This is a genomic window from Aquimarina sp. U1-2 (genome assembly GCF_017897595.1).
Taxonomy (GTDB): Bacteria; Bacteroidota; Bacteroidia; order Flavobacteriales; family Flavobacteriaceae; genus Aquimarina.
The window spans coordinates 1-18,984 of the sequence record NZ_JAGKIK010000024.1 but is presented as its reverse complement, the minus strand read 5'-3'; the positions used below and the strand labels follow the sequence as shown (position 1 = coordinate 18,984).

Genomic DNA, 18,984 nt, shown 5'->3' with positions numbered 1-18,984 from the left:
AAAAACGAATAGTAATAAAATTTTAAAAATTACTTCACAAAAGGGAATGAACTGGTTTAAACTTTTATTGATTGTCTATTATTATACCTAAAATTTAACTGAGAAGTCATCCTGAATTCATTTCAGGATCTCACGAAGTTTATTTTCAGTACATTGAGATGAGAAGCTGAAACGAGCCTGTGTTGAACTCGTTTCAGTATTCAGCTTGACGCAAACCGTTTAGGTTAAATTGCGGATATTCGTAAAACTTTTTAATTTGAGAGCGTAGCGGTTACCTACGTTCTTAATTTTTTAATTATTCGGTTTTCAAATAATTAAAATATTTATTGAATATCCGTAATGAAGAATAAAATATAACCGTCAACCTGAACTTGTTTCAGGATCTCGTTATAAATCGTTGTTTATAAGCAAGATGAGATTCCGAAATAAATTCGGAATGACGCTAAAAAATGTCTTTATTACATAAAACGGATATCCAAAAAAGGTTTAAACACATAAAGTATCCAATACGTATTTTCAATGTATTGCGATCTACAAATTACCCTTTTTTAATTAGATTTTTTGTCAATAAGTCAAATCTAAGGTATAGCAATATTGCAGAAACCGTAAGACCTGCAAGTAAACCTATCCAAATCCCTGAACTTTTAAATTCTGTATACAACCCTAAATAATAGCTTATGGGAAAACCGATAATCCAGTAGGCAATAAAGGTGATGAATGTAGGTATTTTTACATCCTGTAACCCTCGTAAAGCCCCCAAAACAGTAACTTGTATCGCATCAGATATTTGAAATAATGCGGCGACAAGAAGAAGACGTGCCGCTATTTGAATAACCTCAACATTGTCTGCTATATTTTCTGGATCCTCTACATCTAAGTATATTTTAGGTAACATTTGATTAAAAATTATAAAAACCAGTGCAAAAAGGGTGGCTATCAAAAAACTCAATAAAAAAATGGAAATTGCAATTCTACGTAAGTCGGCAAACCTTTGAAGTCCTTTTTGGTTACCTACACGAACCATTGCTGCAACGCTTAATCCCATAGCCACCATAAAGGTCATCGACGAGAGATTTAAAGCAATTTGATTCGCCGCTTGAGGATTTTTTCCTAAAATACCCGACAACCATATGGCTGCTGTAAAAATAGCAACTTCAAAAAACATTTGTAAAGCAGAAGGAAAGCCTAATGCAATTATTTTCTTGATCATTTTACTTTCTACAACAAAAACTTGAAAATTTTTGATATACACCTTCGATTTTTTATTAGCCTTTAGTAAAATCCATAAAAATATAACCATTACAAATCTCGAAGCCAGGGTCCCTATGGCAGCTCCAACTATTCCCATTTCTGGAAAACCAAACTTTCCAAAAATCAAAACATAATTCAGAAATACATTAACCACGTTAGCAATTAAGGTTGCATACATAGGGTATCGGGTCATCGACAGTCCATCAGAAAATTGTTTTAAGCCTTGAAAACCTATTAAAGGAACCAGCGAAAAAGCCACCAGATCAAGATAAGGCAATGCTAATTCTACTACTTCGACAGGTTGTTTCATAAAGTATAAGAGCGGTTTGGCCCACAAAATAAGCACGAATAGTACGATACCTAGTGTCGTACATAAAAAAAGACCGTTTTTGAAGATAGATCTACCGTTTTTAAAATTACGACCGGCATCTGCCTCTGCCATTAACGGGGTAATTGCCGTAGAGAATCCGATCCCTAGTGACATAGCTATAAACATAAAACTATTTCCTAAAGATACGGCTGCCAGTTCTGCCGTTCCTAATTGCCCGACCATAATATTGTCGACCAATGCAACAAGCGTATGCCCTATCATCCCCATCATTACAGGAGCAGCTAGAGTAAGGTTGTATCGAAACTCTTTAGTGTAGTGTTGCAGCATTTCTTAATTTAAGGGCTGTAAAGGTAGAAGAACCTAGCTAAAATAAGCTAATGTTATTGTATATTTAACTGTCGAAATCTAAAATTATGTCCCATCCTCCCACTTTAGACAATCAAAATAAAAAAAGAAACTATACTAGAAACTATCTTATTATCACTACACTTATTTTTGGATTACTTATCATTCCGTCTTTACTGGTGATTATGATGTCGGTCATGATGTTTGACAGTTCAGGATCTCAAGATAGCCTACCTACACTACTACTTTTTATAAGCTTTTTAGTGTATCCTTTTATTACGGGTATAAGCTTGATCGTCGCATGGATTTTGTTTGTTAAAAAACGAAATCTTGGAACCATTGTATTTGCCAGCCTACCGTTACTGAATATCATGGTAAGTTGTATAGCAATATGTTATATCATGATTGTATGCGATGGAGCGTTTGATTGTTGATGATGAAACTACACCTGCGTTTCTTTTTTAGATTTTATTAGATCATTCAATTTTGTTAAAGATGCTTTGATGTCTGAAGATTGAGACTTTTTATTTAACAATTCAATATTCCTCTGTATCGCGCTATAGTTAGCTTCTGGATACAAATCAACTAATTTTGAAAAGTATTCATCAATTCCTTCGCTAATCATTTTCTTTCCTTCTTCAGAAAAAGATTTTTCCTCATTAATTTCATCAAGATAATTATTGAAATTGCTCAGTAAACTTCTTATATTCGAATTTATCAACCTACTTGATTGTCCAGAATTTGGATCTGCTGAAGTTTTAGTTATCACATCATTTCCCAATTTGAAATATCTTAATTGTAAACTCAAACCAAAATGCCAAACTTTAATCAATTCTCGGTCATAAATGAAATTATCCTTTCTGTCTCGTTGCCTATAAATTGAATTCATATCTCTCCAACGCATGAAAAAGTCAGATGCAACCTCATTTCTATGTTTTTTACCCAGTTCATCATCATCCAGGATCACCTTGAAATTTTGTTGATCAATCAATTTTTCAAATACAACTTTACTTTCTGGATCTTTATAGCTCGGCAACACCTCATCTGATTCGTAACCATACTTTAGTTCTGTTATAACATTAGCATAATCCATTGGATCCCAATACCTTTTATCAGTAGGGTATTTAGCGTTTTTATCGTCACATTTGATAAAGGAAAGACTTACCAATACGAGTAAAAAAAACTTAACTCTCATCATTAATAATTACTTTTGGTTGTTTAAATTTGGAAAGCAAATTTAATAAACTATCAATAATTTTCTCGTACTTTTTTTGCTCTCCATAAACGTAACTGTGAAAAGTGTCATAATCATATTGTTTTTGGTAGCTTCTTTCTTCTATACGAGTGTTGCTTATGATTTCTTCAATAACCGCAGTATTGTTAGTTTTAAGATTAGATAGTTTCTTTTTTAATTTTCTAGTGTACAACTCCGTAATTTTAAAATGATACAATTCATGAGATAATAATTCCTTACTAGTAGAATGATTATTATACACAAATGACCTGGATGGATGAAAATATGATTGAACAGTCACTTCATTACCATCAATATCACTTTCTATTGATGTGACAACGTAAGCAAAACGCTTATTTCCGTATAACGACTTCTTAAAAAATTCTATCCCTCTGAAATTTTCAAAAGTAATTTGGTCAATCCTATCGTATGTGATAGGACTTTCATAATTGAGATAATTTGTATGGCTTAATATTACGAATATTATTAGGATGGGAATTAGAATTAGAAAACTGACTTTCAAGAATCTTTTGAGCTTTTTGAAAGGTTTTCTATTTCCTGCTTTATATTCCTTTAGAACAATAACCAATTGGTACAGAACGGGAGAAAAATATAAGATAAGTATTAATATCCCGATTACATTTTCTTTCATCAAAAAATTTAAATACTGATTATTTTACCCCATACCTATCAAAAAGATACACCAAACTAGCCATGGTTGCTGCTCCTAATTCGAGTTCGCGCTTATTTATGGCATCAAAAGTGTCGTTTTTAGCATGATGGTAATCAAAATAGCGTTGAGAATCTGGTCGCAATCCGGCCAGTACTATACCTTCTTTTTTTAACGGACCAATATCAGCACCGCTTCCGCCTTTGGCAAAATAATGAATCAAATAAGGCTCAAACAATGTAGTCCAGCTTTTGACTTGTTCAAAATTGGCATCATCACAATCAAACGAAAATCCGCGTGGAGTAAACCCTCCCGAATCACTTTCTAGAGCAAAAACGTGATTTTCACCTTTACTTTTTGCTACTGCTGCATATTTTTTACCGCCTCTTAATCCATTTTCTTCATTCATAAATAATACTACCCGCAAAGATCGTTTAGGGGCGTACCCTATTTCTTTAAATAATCGTAATACTTCCATAGATTGTACCACCCCGGCCCCATCATCATGTGCACCATCTCCTAAATCCCAGGAGTCCAAATGGCCACCAACCACCATATATTCGTTAGGCAATTCGCTACCCGTAATCTCACCAATCACATTGAATGACTCTACATCTTTCCAGGTTCGGCAATTCATATTGATATGAAACTTGATATCAGGATTAAGCGTAAGCATAGAACTCAATAGATCTGCGCCATTCGTACTTATCGCTGCTGCCGGAATCTTATCGGCATCTGGTAAATTACCATAACTCATAGCTCCCGTATGCGGATAGTCGTCTAGTCTCAAATTCATTGATCGTACAATTACACCTACTGCTCCAAAATTTGCAGCTTCGGCAGCTCCAGAATACCTTTGATCAACACATCCTCCGTAGGCTTTGAATGTTTCTATAAGATCTGCCTGCATAGGTCGGTTAAAAAACACAATCTTTCCTGTAATTTGATCTGATCCCAATTTTCGAAGATCCTCTATTCCTTTTACTTCTACTACCGAAGCTTTGATACCACCGATAGGCGTAGGAACAGATCCTCCTAGAGCACAGATAGGTACGTTTGTAGTTCTACCGGGTTCAGTTTCAATATAGGCAAACTCTGTTACACCCCGAGTCCATTTTGGAACCATTACCGACTGAAGCCAAACTTTATCCAACCCCAAGGTATTTAATTCTTTCTCAGCCCACTCTACTGCTTTTTGAGCATTAACAGAACCAGAAAGCCGACCCCCTATCTGATTTGATAAATAATCCAACCATGTATAGCTTTTGCCATTAAGTAACGAAGTGTCATACAATTTTTTGAGCATTGTAGAATCCTGCTGTACCTTATTTTGGGCAAAACAATGTGTAGACCATACTAAAAGAATAAAAATTATTTTTTTTGACATAAGCGTAATTATATTCGATGTATTTATTTTGTGAGTAGTGGCTTCAGACAAAAAATTTAATCCGAATTATGTATTAGTTAAATTAACGTTCTAAAGATTTTGATAAACAAATTTTCACAAAGTTAAGTCTTTGTTCTATTCTCTAAAAGTGTAGCGGTCTAATTTCTTTAATTGGGACTCTACTGATTTTTATTCGTTTTCTAGTTGTTTCTTATACTCTTCGAGATTCGCCATAGTTTCTACATCAAGTTCTGGCTCTTTGATATCCTTATATGTTTTTAGAGTATCATATAGTATTCTTGCAACAATATATCTGGCAGTAGGTTTATCATCTGCTGGTATCACATACCACGGGGCATGCGTTTTTGAGGTACGATTAATCGCATCCTGATAGCAGCTTTGATATTGATCCCAAAGCTTGCGTTCTTTTAAGTCACCTGCTGAAAATTTCCAATTTTTCTCCTTCTTTTCTAGCCTACGCAATAGTCGATGCTTTTGTTCTTCTTTTGACAAGTGCAAGTAGAATTTATAGATCAGGGTTCCATTTTCTGCAATATGTTGTTCAAAATTGCGAATTTGTTCAAAACGTTTATCCCAAAACTCATCAGTTATATCTTCTACATTTGCTATTCCCGGAAGATTTTCATTCATAATATATTCAGGATGTACGCGAGTTACTAAAACATTTTCATAATGTGTTCTATTAAAGACACCAAACTTTCCGCGTTGTGGCAAAGCAATGTAATGTCTCCATAAATAATCATGATCAAGTTCTAGAGCTGTGGGTACTTTAAAGCTATGTACAATAATCCCACGAGTATTAAAATCTTTAAAAACTTCTCGAATCAGACTGTCTTTACCTGCCGTATCCATACCCTGTAAGCAAACCAGTACCGCGTATTTACCATGGGCGTATAACGTATCCTGAAGTTCTCCTAATTTTTCACGAACCTCTTCGAGTTCATCTTCAATTTTTTTCTCACTGGCTTTGAGATCATAATGAGTAGGGATTTTTGACAGCTCAACGGCACTTGTGACCTTAAAATCTTCGTGATTAACCTTTTTCATAAATGTTTGTGTGTTATATCTCGAAAGATACTAAAGTTTTAGGTCTGTTACATGTTACCTAGCACTAAAATTGTAGCTAAATCCCACTAAGAACGTATCGAATCTTCTTCCTAAACTCTTAACATTTAGTTCTGCAAAAATATGTATGGGAGTAGTTATTTGATATAATGCTCTCATTTTAATTTGCGCACCGTGGTTAAAGTCTCCTGATCTGAATCCTAAAAAAGCTTCATCCTGAATAGCCTCAAATTCATCATAATCATTCACTAAATAACCTATACCCGCAGTAATTGTAGTAGGATACCAATTAAACATAATTAAATTGACCCCAAGCGCAAACTCATTAAATTCTTGATATGTATCTGTAGCATTGATGGCAAAAGTTCTGTTATATTCACCTATAAACGTGGTATAGCAATTTGATGCGTATTCGATTCTGGCTCCCAAAGCAATTTCATTCTCTAATCCGAAACTTTTAATCGCTACAATACCATAATTTATAGCATCAGGATCATATTGCCCTGAACTATCAAAGGTATAATACCAAACTAGTATACAACATAGCATTTTTTTCATCACGGGAATATATCGAGACTCTGTCGAAGCATCTATATCAACCTTACTTTGCTGCAAAGAGTTTTACATCTTCTTCGCTTACTTCTTTACCCCCCAAAATAATGAGTCGTTCTACAACATTACGCAGTTCTCGAATATTACCTGTCCAATCATATTGCTGCAACTGTTTGATTGCCTTTGCTGAAAAGTCTTTTACAGGTGATCCTTGTTCAGTAGCAATTTTTTGTGCAAAGTAGTTCACTAGTAAAGGTATATCTTCTCGTCGTTCATTAAGTGATGGTACTTTAATCAAAATCACTGCTAATCTATGGTATAAATCTTCTCTAAATTTGTTTTCGGCAATCTCTTTTTTGAGATCTTTATTAGTTGCTGCAAGTACTCTCACATTGACTTTGATATCCTTATCGCTACCTACTCGTTGTATTTTATTTTCTTGTAAAGCTCGCAGTACTTTAGCTTGTGCAGAAAGACTCATATCCCCTATTTCATCAAGAAAAATAGTTCCTCCATTTGCAGCTTCAAACTTACCGGCACGATCTTTATTGGCCGAGGTGAATGCGCCTTTAACATGTCCAAAAAGTTCACTTTCTATCAATTCACCAGGAATTGCGGCACAGTTCACTTCTATAATAGGTCCCGAGGAACGTTCACTTTTTTGATGAATCCAGTGTGCTACCAATTCTTTACCTGTTCCATTTGATCCAGTGATCAAAACTCTGGCATCTGTTGTAGCTACTTTTTCAATCATATCTTTGATATCTGAAATAGCTTTAGACTCGCCTATCATGTCGTAGTTTTTGGACACCTTTCTCTTTAACATCTTATTTTCTACGACTAATTCTTTTCTATCGAGTGCGTTGCGAACGGTATTAAGTAAACGGTTAAGGTCTGGCGGTTTCGAAATATAGTCGAAGGCTCCTAATCGCATTGTATTTACTGCCGTATCCAAATCCCCATGACCAGAAATCATTACAAAAGGAATTTCTGGTTTGATTTTTTTTACGGCCTCCAGTACTTCTACACCATCCATCTTTGGCATTTTAATATCACAAAGCACCAGATCAAAATCATCTGATTTAATTTGCTCTATTCCTGATAATCCATCTTCAGCTTCTACAACTTCATAGGTATCATTCTCTTCAGAAAGAATTTTAACCAATACTCTTCTAATTGCTGCCTCGTCTTCTATAACTAAAATTTTTGCCATTATATTTTCAATTTTATACCACTGCGAATGTAAAATGTGTTTGCCTCATTGATGACCAAAACATTTTGCTGATTGTTATCTCGCAAGCGAATTTCGTTACTTAATGTATATCCCGAATAGGTGTAGAACAATAAATGTTCCGTAAAATAATATTCGTACCCTAAAGCTCCTATAATATTAAGCATAGATGCATTTTCTGCAATTTTTGTTTCTCCGTTCTGATCTGTAAACCTTCTATTATTTTGTAGATTTCCGTAAAATCGATCCAACCCCACAAAGGTCTGAATCGTATTTTTTTGGTTAATAAAGTATTTAATACTTGTTTTTGGAGTTCCTAAAGAGTAAGACCAATTTGGATGAAATCTTTTGAAATAATTTATAATGGGTAAAGGAAAAGTAATACTCGCAGGTGTAGCATAGCGCAACCCAATAATAAGTCTTGCCGTTTTGGGAGCTTGTAGTTTTTTGTAGCTTTTTACAAAAAATACAGATGTAGTATATCTGAAATCGTCACTTTCTATACCTGAGCCTTCAAAATTAGAAGACATCCCAGCACCTAATTTTGCCCCGAAACGCCAGTCATTTTTCATTTTAAAGGTATACCCGAGTTCTAAAGAAAATGTTTGAAATACATTTAAATCTCCACCTTCTTCAAAAGGTAGCCTGTCGCTTATATTGAGATCATTGTATCGATATTGAGGAGAAATCACCAAATACGTACCCTCATCATTAATTTTGATGGGATAATTGGCAGACATCCGGAATCTACGATAGGTATTATCGCTATTAGACTGAGGTATATAAGCATACTCAACCCGCATCAAATCTGTAACTTGAGCGCTTAATTCACAAAACACGCCAAGAAACAATAAAATTATGTACAAATTTTTATTTCTCATCATAGGGGCGTGTATGTATACGGTTCTTTAATTTTTATATTTATTCTTTATCTTTTATTAGCGTAACTACACGTTGAGGAAAGGGAATACTAACATCATGTTCTCTAAACAGGCGATCTATCTCAAAACGTATTTCACTTTTATGAATATTTGCCATAAAACTATCGGTTATTGTAAAAACTACTTTAAAGTTTAATGAACTATCGGCAAAATCTGTAAATAAAACGAGCGGTGGTGGTTCTTTAAGTACATAACTATTAGATATAGCGGCTTTAATAAGTAACTCTTTGACCAATTGTGTATCGCTACCGTAAGCTACGCCTACATGTACTGACTCTCGTGTAAGACTACCATTTTGAGTCCAATTGTATAAGGTTGAAGTAAGATATTTGTGATTTGGAATAATTAAGACCTTATTATCAATAGTCACCGTTCTGGTTGTTCTTAGTTTAATCTCTTCTACCCTACCGATCTTATCTTCTAGTTCTATAATATCGCCTACATGTACGGTTTTATCAATAAAAATAAAAATACCCGATAAAATATCCTGAATAAAGGTTTGTAAAGCAAGTCCAACACCTACTAATAATGCCGCTGAAGCCGCAAAAACGGCAGTAATATTAAATCCTATACTGTCTAATGCAAAAAATATAACTATAAAATAAACGAAGTACTTAGAGAATGAGAAAACCGACTCGAATTTTTGTTTGTCTTGATTTTCCATTCTGCGAGTTACAATTCGCTTCAAAAACTTCAAGAATACAGAAGTTACGATAAAAACAATAATCACAAACAACAAAAGCCCAACGGTAAGCACAATCGGCTTCTTTTCTCCAAAATGAAAAATCTCATATTCAAGAAAACCTTTGATAACACCCCAAATGTCTTCTTGTATAACTTCTTTTACCTGATCTGCAATTTCTTCCTGAATCATTACATTAATATCTTAACCATTTGAACAATTCTTTATAGCTTGGCTTTTTACCGTACATTAGAATTCCGACTCTATATATTTTTCCGGCTAGCCATACCATAAATATAATACTTCCTAGTAATAGAAAAATAGAAATTAATACTTCCCACCATGGTACTCCAAAAGGGATGCGCATTAACATAACGATTGGTGAGGTGAGCGGAATCATTGAAAACACCATAGAAATAGTACCATGCGGATTTTCTATAACCGAAAAAAAACCTACATATATCCCTAAAACAAGTGGCAAAATAATGGGTAACATAAATTGTTGAGAGTCTGTTTCACTATCGACAGCTGCCCCTATAGCAGCATAAATTGAGCTGTACAAAAAGTAGCCACCAACAAAATAAATCAGAAAGGACAACAATAACACCCCTAATGGCAATTTTTGTATTTCTAATACTAAGGCTGTGGCACTTGCTATGGTTTCTCCTTGTGTTTCTTCGACGGCTTGAATAGAAGATCCAAACCCAGTAGCGGTGACCGTTGTATCAATTCCTAAAACGGCAGTAGCTACGGTTACTAAAACACCACCTAAAATCACCCAAATTATAAATTGTGAAATTCCGGCTAACGAGGTTCCCAAAATTTTTCCCATCATCAGTTGCAACGGTTTGACTGATGAAATAATGATTTCTATTATGCGATTCGATTTTTCTTCAATCACAGATCGCATTACCATGTTACCATAGATAATAATAAACATCATTAGAAGATATCCTGCAGCACCTCCAAAAAACATTTTTACGTAATTGGTCATTTTGGATGTTTTTTCGCCATAAAAATTTTCGATTTGGATGCGTACTTTGGCTCTAGAATTTTTAATAACGTCTAAATCAAGACCCTTTTCCTTAATATTTTGGTTGGTAAGTTTAGTAGCAATAATAGACTCTATATTATTCAGAATAGAAATACTAGGCGCTTCTTCAGCATAAAATTGAATAGCAGAAGCGAGCTCATTGTTGGTTTGCTTATTTGGAATATACAGCAATCCATACATTTTGTTAATCACTACAGAATCTTTGGCATCATTTAGAGGTAATTTACTGTAATTAATGTAATCAATATGATCGGTGTCTTTAAAATCAGATTCGAATTTACCAGTTTCATCAAAAAAAGCGATTTTGCGCACCTCATCATTATTCAAAGTAGCTAACCAGGCAATCAAAGAAATCATTCCAACAAAAATCATTGGACTTAAAAATGTCATGATAACAAACGTTTTATTGCGTACACGTGCAATAAACTCTCTCTTAATAATTAGTTTTAGATTACTCATTAGCAGTAATGGTTTTAATGAATATCTCGTTAATACTTGGAATCACCTCATTAAATCTTAGTATTTGTGCTTTTTCTGAAAGAGATGTAAGGAGTTGATTAGAAGAAGTTTTTGGATCCAATGTTATTTTTAATTTAAATTGGTCGTCGATTGTTTTGAAATCTGCCGGAGCAACGCTATATCTTTGTTTTAAGTTTGTTAATAACTCACTGGGATGCTCGGCTAGAAGTCCGATCTCAAAGGTATTTGATCTAAATTCTTTTTTAATATCAGATACTTTACCATCTAAAATTTTTTTCGATTTGTTGATCAATGCAATATGATCACATAATTCTTCGACACTTTCCATACGGTGTGTAGAAAAGATAACGGTAGCCCCTTCAGCCCTTAATTGTAAGATTTCATCTTTAATTACATTGGCATTAATAGGATCAAAGCCACTAAAAGGTTCGTCAAAAATTAAAAGTTTTGGTCGATGCAGTACCGTGACGATAAACTGCACTTTTTGAGCCATCCCTTTAGAAAGTTCTTGTATTTTTTTGTTCCACCAACTAGTGATTTCAAATTTCTCGAACCAGTACATCAAGCGTTCTTTAGCATCCTTCTTACTAAGACCCTTCAGTTGGGCAAGATATAATGCCTGTTCGCCAACTTTCATAGATTTATACAATCCTCTTTCTTCAGGTAAATATCCAATGTCTTTTATGTGCTCCTGATGTAATGGTTGATGATCCAGCCATACGGTTCCTTCATCTGGTTGTGTAATTTGATTAATGATGCGAATCAGGGTCGTTTTACCCGCACCATTGGGGCCAAGTAAGCCGAAGATACTACCTTTTGGCACTTCGATCGAGACATTTTGCAATGCAGTGAAGGCACCAAACCGCTTTGAGACTTGTCTCACCTCTAAAAGATTAGACATAAATAAAATACATAAGTTTTTAATTATTGAACACCATTTGACTCTTTCTATTTTCTAAAATCTGCTTACTTACTGTAAAGCTGAAATTTATTGATAGCCTCTTATTTTTCTTACCACATTGGTGTTATGGTTTTTTCACATACATCGATCTATTGAAAAATAAAAAGTATATACGCGTTCATTTTCAATTCTGAATAATACGAAAACTAAAAAACTTATACTAGAACTGGTTTAAACTTTTTTGATGTAATACCACTTCCACTTTAAAATTACTCATCAAAACCTGCCTACCTAGCGGATAGCAGGATTGTCCTTTTCCGTTTATAGGTCAACATAAAAAGCAACCGTAGCTACGGCTATGATTGAGTTTTCTTTTTTGTCTAAACAAAAAATGACTGCTTTCTATTTGAGTAATTTTAAAGTAGCATTGATATAAGCGAAAAAATCTAGATAAGTTCGGTATACAACACTTAATTCATCAAATTCTCTTAAAAAACAAAACCCACCCTAAATACAAGTATTAAGGATGGGAAAAAAATTGCTATGAAAAAGAAAAATTATCACTATAAGCATAGTGATGTTCCAAATATACGAATTTTTCCTAATCAGACATGAATAAAACTCAGTATTCCTAAGATCGATTTCTATTCATTGAGTTAGGAGAACATATCTTTTACCTTCTCAAAAAATGACTTGTCACCACTATCGGGGCTGGGTCTAAAATGATCGTCTTTTGCCATTTTTTCAAAAAACTCGCGTTGTTCTTTACTTAAGGTTTTAGGAGTCCATACATTTACATGAACCAGAAGGTCTCCTTTGCCATATCCGTTAAGACTTGGTATACCTTTACCTCTTAGTCTCAAGATCTTACCGCTTTGTACACCCTCTTCGATTTTGATACGAACTTTGCCTGATACTGTATCAATTTCTCGTGATGCCCCTAATGCAGCTTCAGAAAAGCTGATATACAGATCATAATGTAAATTATTACCTTCTCTTTGTAGCTCTATATGCTCTTGCTCTTCTATAGCTACTAAAAGGTCTCCTGCCACGCCTCCTCCTGGTGCTTCATTACCTTTTCCTGCAACTTTAAGTTGCATACCGTCTTCTACTCCGGCTGGAATTTTAATACTTACGGTTTCTTCGGTAACTTTCAATCCTTGTGCATCGGCGTCAGATGGTCTATGATCGATAGATTGACCTGATCCCCCACAAGTAGTACATGTAGTTGCCGTTTGCATTCTACCAAGAATAGTATTGGTAATACGGGTTACTTGCCCGGTACCGTTACAGGTACTACATGTTTTATAGGTAGTACCCGGTGCCTGAATTTTTCTTTTGACTTTGATTTTTTTCTCGACACCATTGGCTATTTCTTCTAAGGTAAGTTTCACACGAATTCGAAGATTGCCTCCTTTAGCGCGTCGCTGTCTGCCACCACCGCCAAAGCCGCTAAAACCCCCAAAACCACCTCCGAAGATATCTCCAAATTGGCTGAATATATCCTCCATATTCATACCGCCGCCGCCGCCAAAGCCGCCGCCCTCAAAAGCCTGATGACCAAATTGATCGTAACGTGCTTTTTTATCAGGATCGCTTAAAACTTCGTAAGCTTCAGCTGCTTTCTTAAATTTTTCTTCGGCTGTTTTATCTCCAGGGTTTTTATCCGGATGGTATTCGATTGCTTTTTTTCGGTATGCTTTTTTGATTTCAGCTTCGCTAGCACCCTTACTTACTCCTAAAATGTCGTAAAAATCTTCCTTCATATCTAATTATTGTCCGGTTACTACTTTAGGAAATCTAATCACTTTATCTCCTAGTTTATAACCTTTCTCTATTACATCTACAATTTTCCCTTTTAGCTCTTCGCTAGGTGCAGGAATTTGTGTTATAGCCTCATGATCATCTGCATTGAACGTGTCCCCTGCATCAACATCAACTTCGGCAAGACCTTTACTTTTCAGAGTTTCTTTCAACTTATTATGAATTAATTCAACTCCTTTGATAAGATCTTTATCTTCAGATTTTTCTATTTCTTTTAAGGCACGATCAAAATCATCTAGAACAGGAAGCATCGCCTGGATTACATCTTGACTAGCCGTCTTGAATAGTTCTAAACGTTCTTTAGAAGTTCGTTTTTTATAATTTTCAAATTCAGCAAAAAGTCTTAAGAATTTATCTTTTTCTTTTCCGAGTTCTTCTTTCAGCTGTGCTTCAGCATCTATTTCTTCTTTCTCTGTATCTTCGACAGGAGTATCAAGTACTTCATCTACCTGATCTTTTACATCGTCAGTATTTTTATTTTTCTTACTCATGTAACACGTACCTTTTATAAGTTTTCAATTTGAAATAACAAAAGTACTGCCATTTTTCAATTAATGTCATAATGTCATTGGGATATTTTAGTAAAAATTTAAGAGTATACCTTTTTTAAAAAAATAATTTTGATATCTAATCATAAACTAATACTCATGAGAATAAATTTATTAACTACGCTATCTATCGTTTCTATTTCTGTAACTATGATAGCATGTAAAGGAGAAAAACAAAATCAAACAGAAGCAACAACTGCGGAAGAGGTGATCGAAGCTCCGGCAACTGCAGTTACTTACAAAATAGATCCTACGGCTAGTACGATTGAATGGGCGGGTTTAAAGCCTACCGAAAAACATACAGGGACACTTAATCTGGCTGACGGTACTGTAAAAGTACAAGGTGAAAATATAGAAAGTGGATCATTTACTATCGACATGAACTCTATTACAGTAACTGATTTGGAAGGTGATGAAAAGGCATCATTGGAAGGGCATTTGAAAGGTGAAGGTGAAGGAAAAGAGGATCATTTCTTTAATGTGGCCAAGCATCCTACGGCTTCTTTTGAAATTACCGGAATCAATGAAAAAGAAGGAAAAACCTATCTAGAAGGAAATCTTACTATTAAGGACACAAAAAAGAATATTTCTTTTCCCGCAACTACATCAATTAATGGTGATACTATGACATTAGATACAGAAGTATTTACAATCAATCGCACAGAATGGGGTGTAAACTATGGCTCGAAATCGGTATTTGAAAATCTTGGTGATAAGTTTATCAATGACGATATCGAATTGAAAATAAGTGTTAAGGCGAACAAAGCATAGTTTACTTATAACTTTCAACTAGATCAGAAACTGTCTAAAAAACATTGAAGAACACCATAACGAAGTATTTTGACTTCTGGACTGGAAGAAATGTCAACTTTTTAGACGGTTTTTTCTTTTTTCGGTCAGGAGGTAATTATCTGTGAAATTTAAACTATAGGCGATCAGTTTTTAGACACTGACCTCCATTCATATTAACCTCTAGTTTCCATTAATAAGATCTTTAACGGCAGGTGTTACATTTTCATATTTGAAGTTGAAATCTTCATTCGAAATCTTAGTACTACTTACGCGCTGACTGGCATAAAGAAGCACATGCATTTCTCCTAAAACTAACTGCATTACAAATTTTGGTATTCCAGGAAGTATAATTTTTTTATTCATGGTATTGGCAATAGTATGAGTAAGTTTTTCATTAGATACCGGATTTGGCGCAACTGCATTGTAAATACCTGATAGCTCTTCTCTTACAATAAACATGAACATTCTGGCAAGATCAGCGATATGAATCCAGCTCTGCCATTGATTCCCATTACCAAACACTGCCCCAAGACCGTATCGAATGGGTTGGGCAATTTTAGGAAAAGCACCTCCATCATTAGACAATACCAGACCAATTCGAAGCAAACTTACTTGTACTCCTATATTTTGAAATGCTAACACTGCATCTTCCCACTTTTTGACAACTTTACCAAGAAAACCGGTATCTTCTTCTGGAGAATCCTCTCTATAATATTTTTGAAACGAACTTGGATAAATACCGATAGCACTGGCAGATACGATATGACGAACATGATGGTCGATATCTTTAAGTGAAGCTAAAATCAAGTTAGCGGTCTCTACTCTACTATTAATAATTTCTTGTTTATATGAAGAGGTCCAACGTTTGGCAATTGTTGCTCCTACTAAATTGATAATAACTTCAACCCCGTCAAAACATTCAACATCAATTTGGTTATTTTCAGGATCCCAGAAAAACCCTTTATAATTCGCAGTCTTTTCAAGTTTGCTTTTACTCGTAGTGAGATAATGTACGTCAATATTAGATTGGTGGCATAGCGTAACAATTTCCTGCCCAATCATACCTGTGGCTCCGGTAATTAAAATCTTCATTCCCTTTATTTTTAAGGAAATGTACTATCACCTTTTAACAAAACCTATTTCTTTATTATAGGTTTAACAATCGTTTATTCGCGATTTTTTTGGTTGCCCGTAACATTTCCCTTTTACTAGGGGGGCCCGGTAATCGTTCTACGTCAAATCCTACCTCTTGCATCGCCCGCCTAACACTCCCCTTTGCCGAATATGTTACTAAAACACCTGTATCTCGAAGAGCATTATACATTTTTTTAAAAATTTCAACTGTCCAAAGTTCGGGTTGAACTCTTGCACCAAAAGCATCAAAGTAGATAAGATGATATTCGTTTGTATCTCGAATATCTCTAAAAAATTGTTTTCTTTTTGTAAGCGAGAAATGAGATGTAATTTTTTTTGACTTATTCCAGGTAGTTTGATGCAAAAAATCAAATACAGCCTTTTGGTCAGGAACATTGAGTTGCCCTGGGTAGTTCATCGACTGTACTTCTTCAAAAGATACGGGATACCCTTCTATACCTACGTAATTAATTTCTATACCAAGCTCTTTAGCTTCCAGAAATGTAAGAAATGTATTTAATCCGGTACCAAAACCAATTTCTAAAAGATGTAAAGTTTTGATCGTATTTAAATTCAATACATGATGCAAACCTGCCGCTATAAAAACATGTTTAGCTTCGTTAATTGCTCCATGTTTAGAATGATATTGTTCATTTAGACCATGCAGATGAATCGTAGTCGAACCATCTCCCGTTTTTATAATTTCTCGTTTTACTTCCTTATTCATTACTTCTTCAGCAAAACACCATCAGCAATGAAAGAAAATGTCTTTTTGGGTTTAGTAATAGCTGCGATCTCTTCCGCTGTTTTTCCTGCGTCACTTGCAAAATGACGCTGGTCTTCAACAGACATTTCAGTAACAAATGCCTTCCCCTGAGCTATAATCGTATCATTTTCGATATCTTTTGGCACAAAAAAACCATAATCTTTAAATTTCACCATTGTTTCGGTATCTTGATCAAGGGCAACTTTCATCCAACACCCTTTTACCTTACATACTGCATTAACTTTACCTGTGAATGCAATAGTAATGGTATCCCCTACACTAAGATGATCATACTTTTTTGCGATCTTACTGTTATCATATATTTGAGCTGCAACTACTTTTTTGCCAAACAATTGGTAATTCTCGACCGCAATGTCATTAGTCGATAAGGTTGTTTCCTTATTATTCATACAACTTAAGATAAGTAGTGTGACTAGTAAAAAAAGGATATATTTCTTCATGATTTCTTAGTTATAGAGATTTTACTGCAAAATTACGCATTTTAAAAATTCCTATTTTATAAGAAAACGGTATTTTTGTGCAGATGTTTGTCTGTCGATTAGTCTTAGTTTTCGGACAAATACTAAAGGTCGTTGACCTGCTAACCTTCAAAATAGTAGAACCACAATGAAAAGTACCATCTCCAACACATTACAAGTGACTAAGGTAAACGAGTCAAAAATAGGGCAAGTAGATTTTGAAAATCTCAATTTTGGAAAAATATTTACCGACCATATGTTTACATGTGATTATCGCGATGGAGCATGGCAAACTCCTAAAATTGAGCCTTATGGACCTTTAACTTTAGATCCATCTGCTCGTGTTTTTCATTATGGACAAGCAGTTTTTGAGGGGATGAAAGCTTATAAAGATGACAACGGTGATACTTTTCTGTTTAGACCTGATGAAAACTTTAAGCGTATAAACAGATCTGCAGAGCGTTTGGCAATTCCTGAGTTTCCTGAGAATTATTTTTTTGAAGGCTTACATATGTTGTTAACATTAGATAATGACTGGATCAAACCGGGTTATGGTAATTCTTTATACATACGACCATTTGTAATTGCTACACAAGCCAGCGTTTCTGCCTCTGAGGCTGATGAGTATAAATTTATGATCATATGTTGTCCTGCACAATCGTATTATAGTGGAGATGTAAGTGTACTCATTGCTGAAAAATTTAGCCGATCTGCCAGCGGAGGTTTTGGTTATGCTAAAGCAGCCGGAAATTATGCTGGACAGTTCTATCCTACAAAGCTCGCTAAAGAACAAGGATATCAACAAGTTATTTGGACTGATGCGAACACTCACGACTATATTGAAGAAGCCGGAACGATGAATGTGTTTTTTAGAATTAACGATACATTATTAACGGCTCCCGTAAGCGATCGTATCTTAGACGGTATAACTCGTAAAAGTTTAATTACACTTGCTGAAAAGGAAGGTATATCGCTAGAAGTACGCCCGATAAAGGTAAGCGAAATCATAGAAGCTCATGCCAACACTAGTTTAAAAGAAATTTTTGGAGCCGGTACGGCCGCAGTGATAAGTCCGATCAAAGCTTTTAGCTATAGAGGAGAACACTATGAAGTAGAGAAGCAAGAGCATCCATATGCGGCTTATTTTAAAAAAGCGCTCATGGATATTCAATATAATGAAGCCGAAGACTCTTTTGGATGGAGATATAAGATATAGGTTTGAGGTTTGAGGTTTGAGGTTTGAGGTTTGAGGTTTGAGGTTTGAGGTTTGAGGTTTGAGGTTTGAGGTTTGAGGTT

At 34.9% G+C, this 18,984-nt stretch carries 19 protein-coding genes; 3 read left to right on the top strand and 16 right to left on the bottom strand.

Annotation, left to right across the window (positions count from 1 at the left end; all coding sequences use genetic code 11):
* Nucleotides 1-538: 538 nt before the first annotated feature.
* The gene (locus tag J8281_RS18520) at nucleotides 539-1,909 is read right to left on the bottom strand and encodes an MATE family efflux transporter (RefSeq protein ID WP_210199159.1); all 1,371 of its coding nucleotides are present in this window, start codon (nucleotides 1,907-1,909) and stop codon (nucleotides 539-541) included.
* 86 nt (nucleotides 1,910-1,995) lie between these two features.
* On the opposite strand from J8281_RS18520, the gene J8281_RS18515 reads away from it, so the two are divergent.
* Complete coding sequence (locus tag J8281_RS18515) at nucleotides 1,996-2,361, top strand: hypothetical protein (protein WP_210199158.1); 366 nt, start codon at nucleotides 1,996-1,998, stop codon at nucleotides 2,359-2,361.
* An 8-nt stretch (nucleotides 2,362-2,369) separates the two neighbouring features.
* Here J8281_RS18515 and J8281_RS18510 read toward each other — a convergent pair whose 3' ends face one another.
* The 12 genes from J8281_RS18510 to J8281_RS18455 all read right to left on the bottom strand — a co-directional run bounded on the left by J8281_RS18510 (nucleotide 2,370) and on the right by J8281_RS18455 (nucleotide 14,460).
* Nucleotides 2,370-3,125 (bottom strand): hypothetical protein, encoded by a 756-nt coding sequence (locus J8281_RS18510; protein WP_210199157.1) that lies wholly within the window; start codon nucleotides 3,123-3,125, stop codon nucleotides 2,370-2,372.
* Nucleotides 3,112-3,813 carry a hypothetical protein gene (locus tag J8281_RS18505; protein ID WP_210199156.1) on the bottom strand — a complete coding sequence of 234 codons (702 nt, stop codon included), beginning with the start codon at nucleotides 3,811-3,813 and terminating at the stop codon, nucleotides 3,112-3,114. Before J8281_RS18505 ends, J8281_RS18510 begins: the two co-directional genes overlap by 14 nt.
* A gap of 19 nt (nucleotides 3,814-3,832) precedes the next feature.
* The gene (locus J8281_RS18500; protein ID WP_210199155.1) at nucleotides 3,833-5,218 is read right to left on the bottom strand and encodes a M28 family peptidase; all 1,386 of its coding nucleotides are present in this window, start codon (nucleotides 5,216-5,218) and stop codon (nucleotides 3,833-3,835) included.
* 189 nt (nucleotides 5,219-5,407) lie between these two features.
* Nucleotides 5,408-6,286: a PPK2 family polyphosphate kinase gene (locus J8281_RS18495; RefSeq protein ID WP_210199154.1), complete on the bottom strand. Its 879-nt coding sequence runs from the start codon at nucleotides 6,284-6,286 to the stop codon at nucleotides 5,408-5,410.
* A gap of 54 nt (nucleotides 6,287-6,340) precedes the next feature.
* Nucleotides 6,341-6,919 carry a hypothetical protein gene (locus J8281_RS18490; RefSeq protein ID WP_210199153.1) on the bottom strand — a complete coding sequence of 193 codons (579 nt, stop codon included), beginning with the start codon at nucleotides 6,917-6,919 and terminating at the stop codon, nucleotides 6,341-6,343.
* The gene (locus tag J8281_RS18485; protein WP_210199152.1) at nucleotides 6,906-8,069 is read right to left on the bottom strand and encodes a sigma-54 dependent transcriptional regulator; all 1,164 of its coding nucleotides are present in this window, start codon (nucleotides 8,067-8,069) and stop codon (nucleotides 6,906-6,908) included. The genes J8281_RS18490 and J8281_RS18485 overlap by 14 nt, the downstream gene beginning before the upstream one ends.
* Nucleotides 8,069-8,971 (bottom strand): hypothetical protein, encoded by a 903-nt coding sequence (locus J8281_RS18480; RefSeq protein ID WP_246849163.1) that lies wholly within the window; start codon nucleotides 8,969-8,971, stop codon nucleotides 8,069-8,071. The genes J8281_RS18485 and J8281_RS18480 overlap by 1 nt, the downstream gene beginning before the upstream one ends.
* Before the next feature lie 37 nt (nucleotides 8,972-9,008).
* Nucleotides 9,009-9,902 (bottom strand): mechanosensitive ion channel family protein, encoded by an 894-nt coding sequence (locus J8281_RS18475; RefSeq protein ID WP_210199151.1) that lies wholly within the window; start codon nucleotides 9,900-9,902, stop codon nucleotides 9,009-9,011.
* A 4-nt stretch (nucleotides 9,903-9,906) separates the two neighbouring features.
* Complete coding sequence (locus J8281_RS18470; protein WP_210199150.1) at nucleotides 9,907-11,223, bottom strand: ABC transporter permease; 1,317 nt, start codon at nucleotides 11,221-11,223, stop codon at nucleotides 9,907-9,909.
* Nucleotides 11,216-12,145: an ABC transporter ATP-binding protein gene (locus tag J8281_RS18465; RefSeq protein ID WP_210199149.1), complete on the bottom strand. Its 930-nt coding sequence runs from the start codon at nucleotides 12,143-12,145 to the stop codon at nucleotides 11,216-11,218. The genes J8281_RS18470 and J8281_RS18465 overlap by 8 nt, the downstream gene beginning before the upstream one ends.
* Before the next feature lie 656 nt (nucleotides 12,146-12,801).
* Nucleotides 12,802-13,911, bottom strand: coding sequence for a molecular chaperone DnaJ (gene dnaJ / locus J8281_RS18460; protein ID WP_210199148.1), 1,110 nt, complete (start codon nucleotides 13,909-13,911; stop codon nucleotides 12,802-12,804).
* 6 nt (nucleotides 13,912-13,917) lie between these two features.
* Complete coding sequence (locus J8281_RS18455) at nucleotides 13,918-14,460, bottom strand: nucleotide exchange factor GrpE (RefSeq protein WP_210199147.1); 543 nt, start codon at nucleotides 14,458-14,460, stop codon at nucleotides 13,918-13,920.
* A 156-nt stretch (nucleotides 14,461-14,616) separates the two neighbouring features.
* On the opposite strand from J8281_RS18455, the gene J8281_RS18450 reads away from it, so the two are divergent.
* Entirely contained in the window at nucleotides 14,617-15,288 is a 672-nt protein-coding gene (locus tag J8281_RS18450; RefSeq protein WP_210199146.1) for a YceI family protein, read from the top strand.
* A gap of 201 nt (nucleotides 15,289-15,489) precedes the next feature.
* On the opposite strand, the gene J8281_RS18445 is transcribed toward J8281_RS18450, so the two are convergent.
* The 3 genes from J8281_RS18445 to J8281_RS18435 are packed head-to-tail and all read right to left on the bottom strand — an operon-like array spanning nucleotide 15,490 to nucleotide 17,670.
* Nucleotides 15,490-16,401, bottom strand: a complete 912-nt coding sequence (locus J8281_RS18445; protein ID WP_210199145.1) for a TIGR01777 family oxidoreductase — start codon at nucleotides 16,399-16,401, stop codon at nucleotides 15,490-15,492.
* Between the two features lie 55 nt (nucleotides 16,402-16,456).
* A complete protein-coding gene (gene mnmD, locus J8281_RS18440) occupies nucleotides 16,457-17,170 on the bottom strand; it encodes a tRNA (5-methylaminomethyl-2-thiouridine)(34)-methyltransferase MnmD (RefSeq protein WP_210199144.1) in 714 nt (237 codons plus the stop codon).
* Nucleotides 17,170-17,670 carry a DUF4920 domain-containing protein gene (locus J8281_RS18435; RefSeq protein WP_210199143.1) on the bottom strand — a complete coding sequence of 167 codons (501 nt, stop codon included), beginning with the start codon at nucleotides 17,668-17,670 and terminating at the stop codon, nucleotides 17,170-17,172. Before J8281_RS18435 ends, mnmD begins: the two co-directional genes overlap by 1 nt.
* A gap of 166 nt (nucleotides 17,671-17,836) precedes the next feature.
* Between J8281_RS18435 and J8281_RS18430 the strand changes: the two genes are divergently transcribed.
* On the top strand, nucleotides 17,837-18,904 hold the full coding sequence (locus J8281_RS18430) for a branched-chain amino acid aminotransferase (RefSeq protein ID WP_210199142.1): 1,068 nt from the start codon (nucleotides 17,837-17,839) through the stop codon (nucleotides 18,902-18,904).
* Nucleotides 18,905-18,984: the final 80 nt, after the last annotated feature.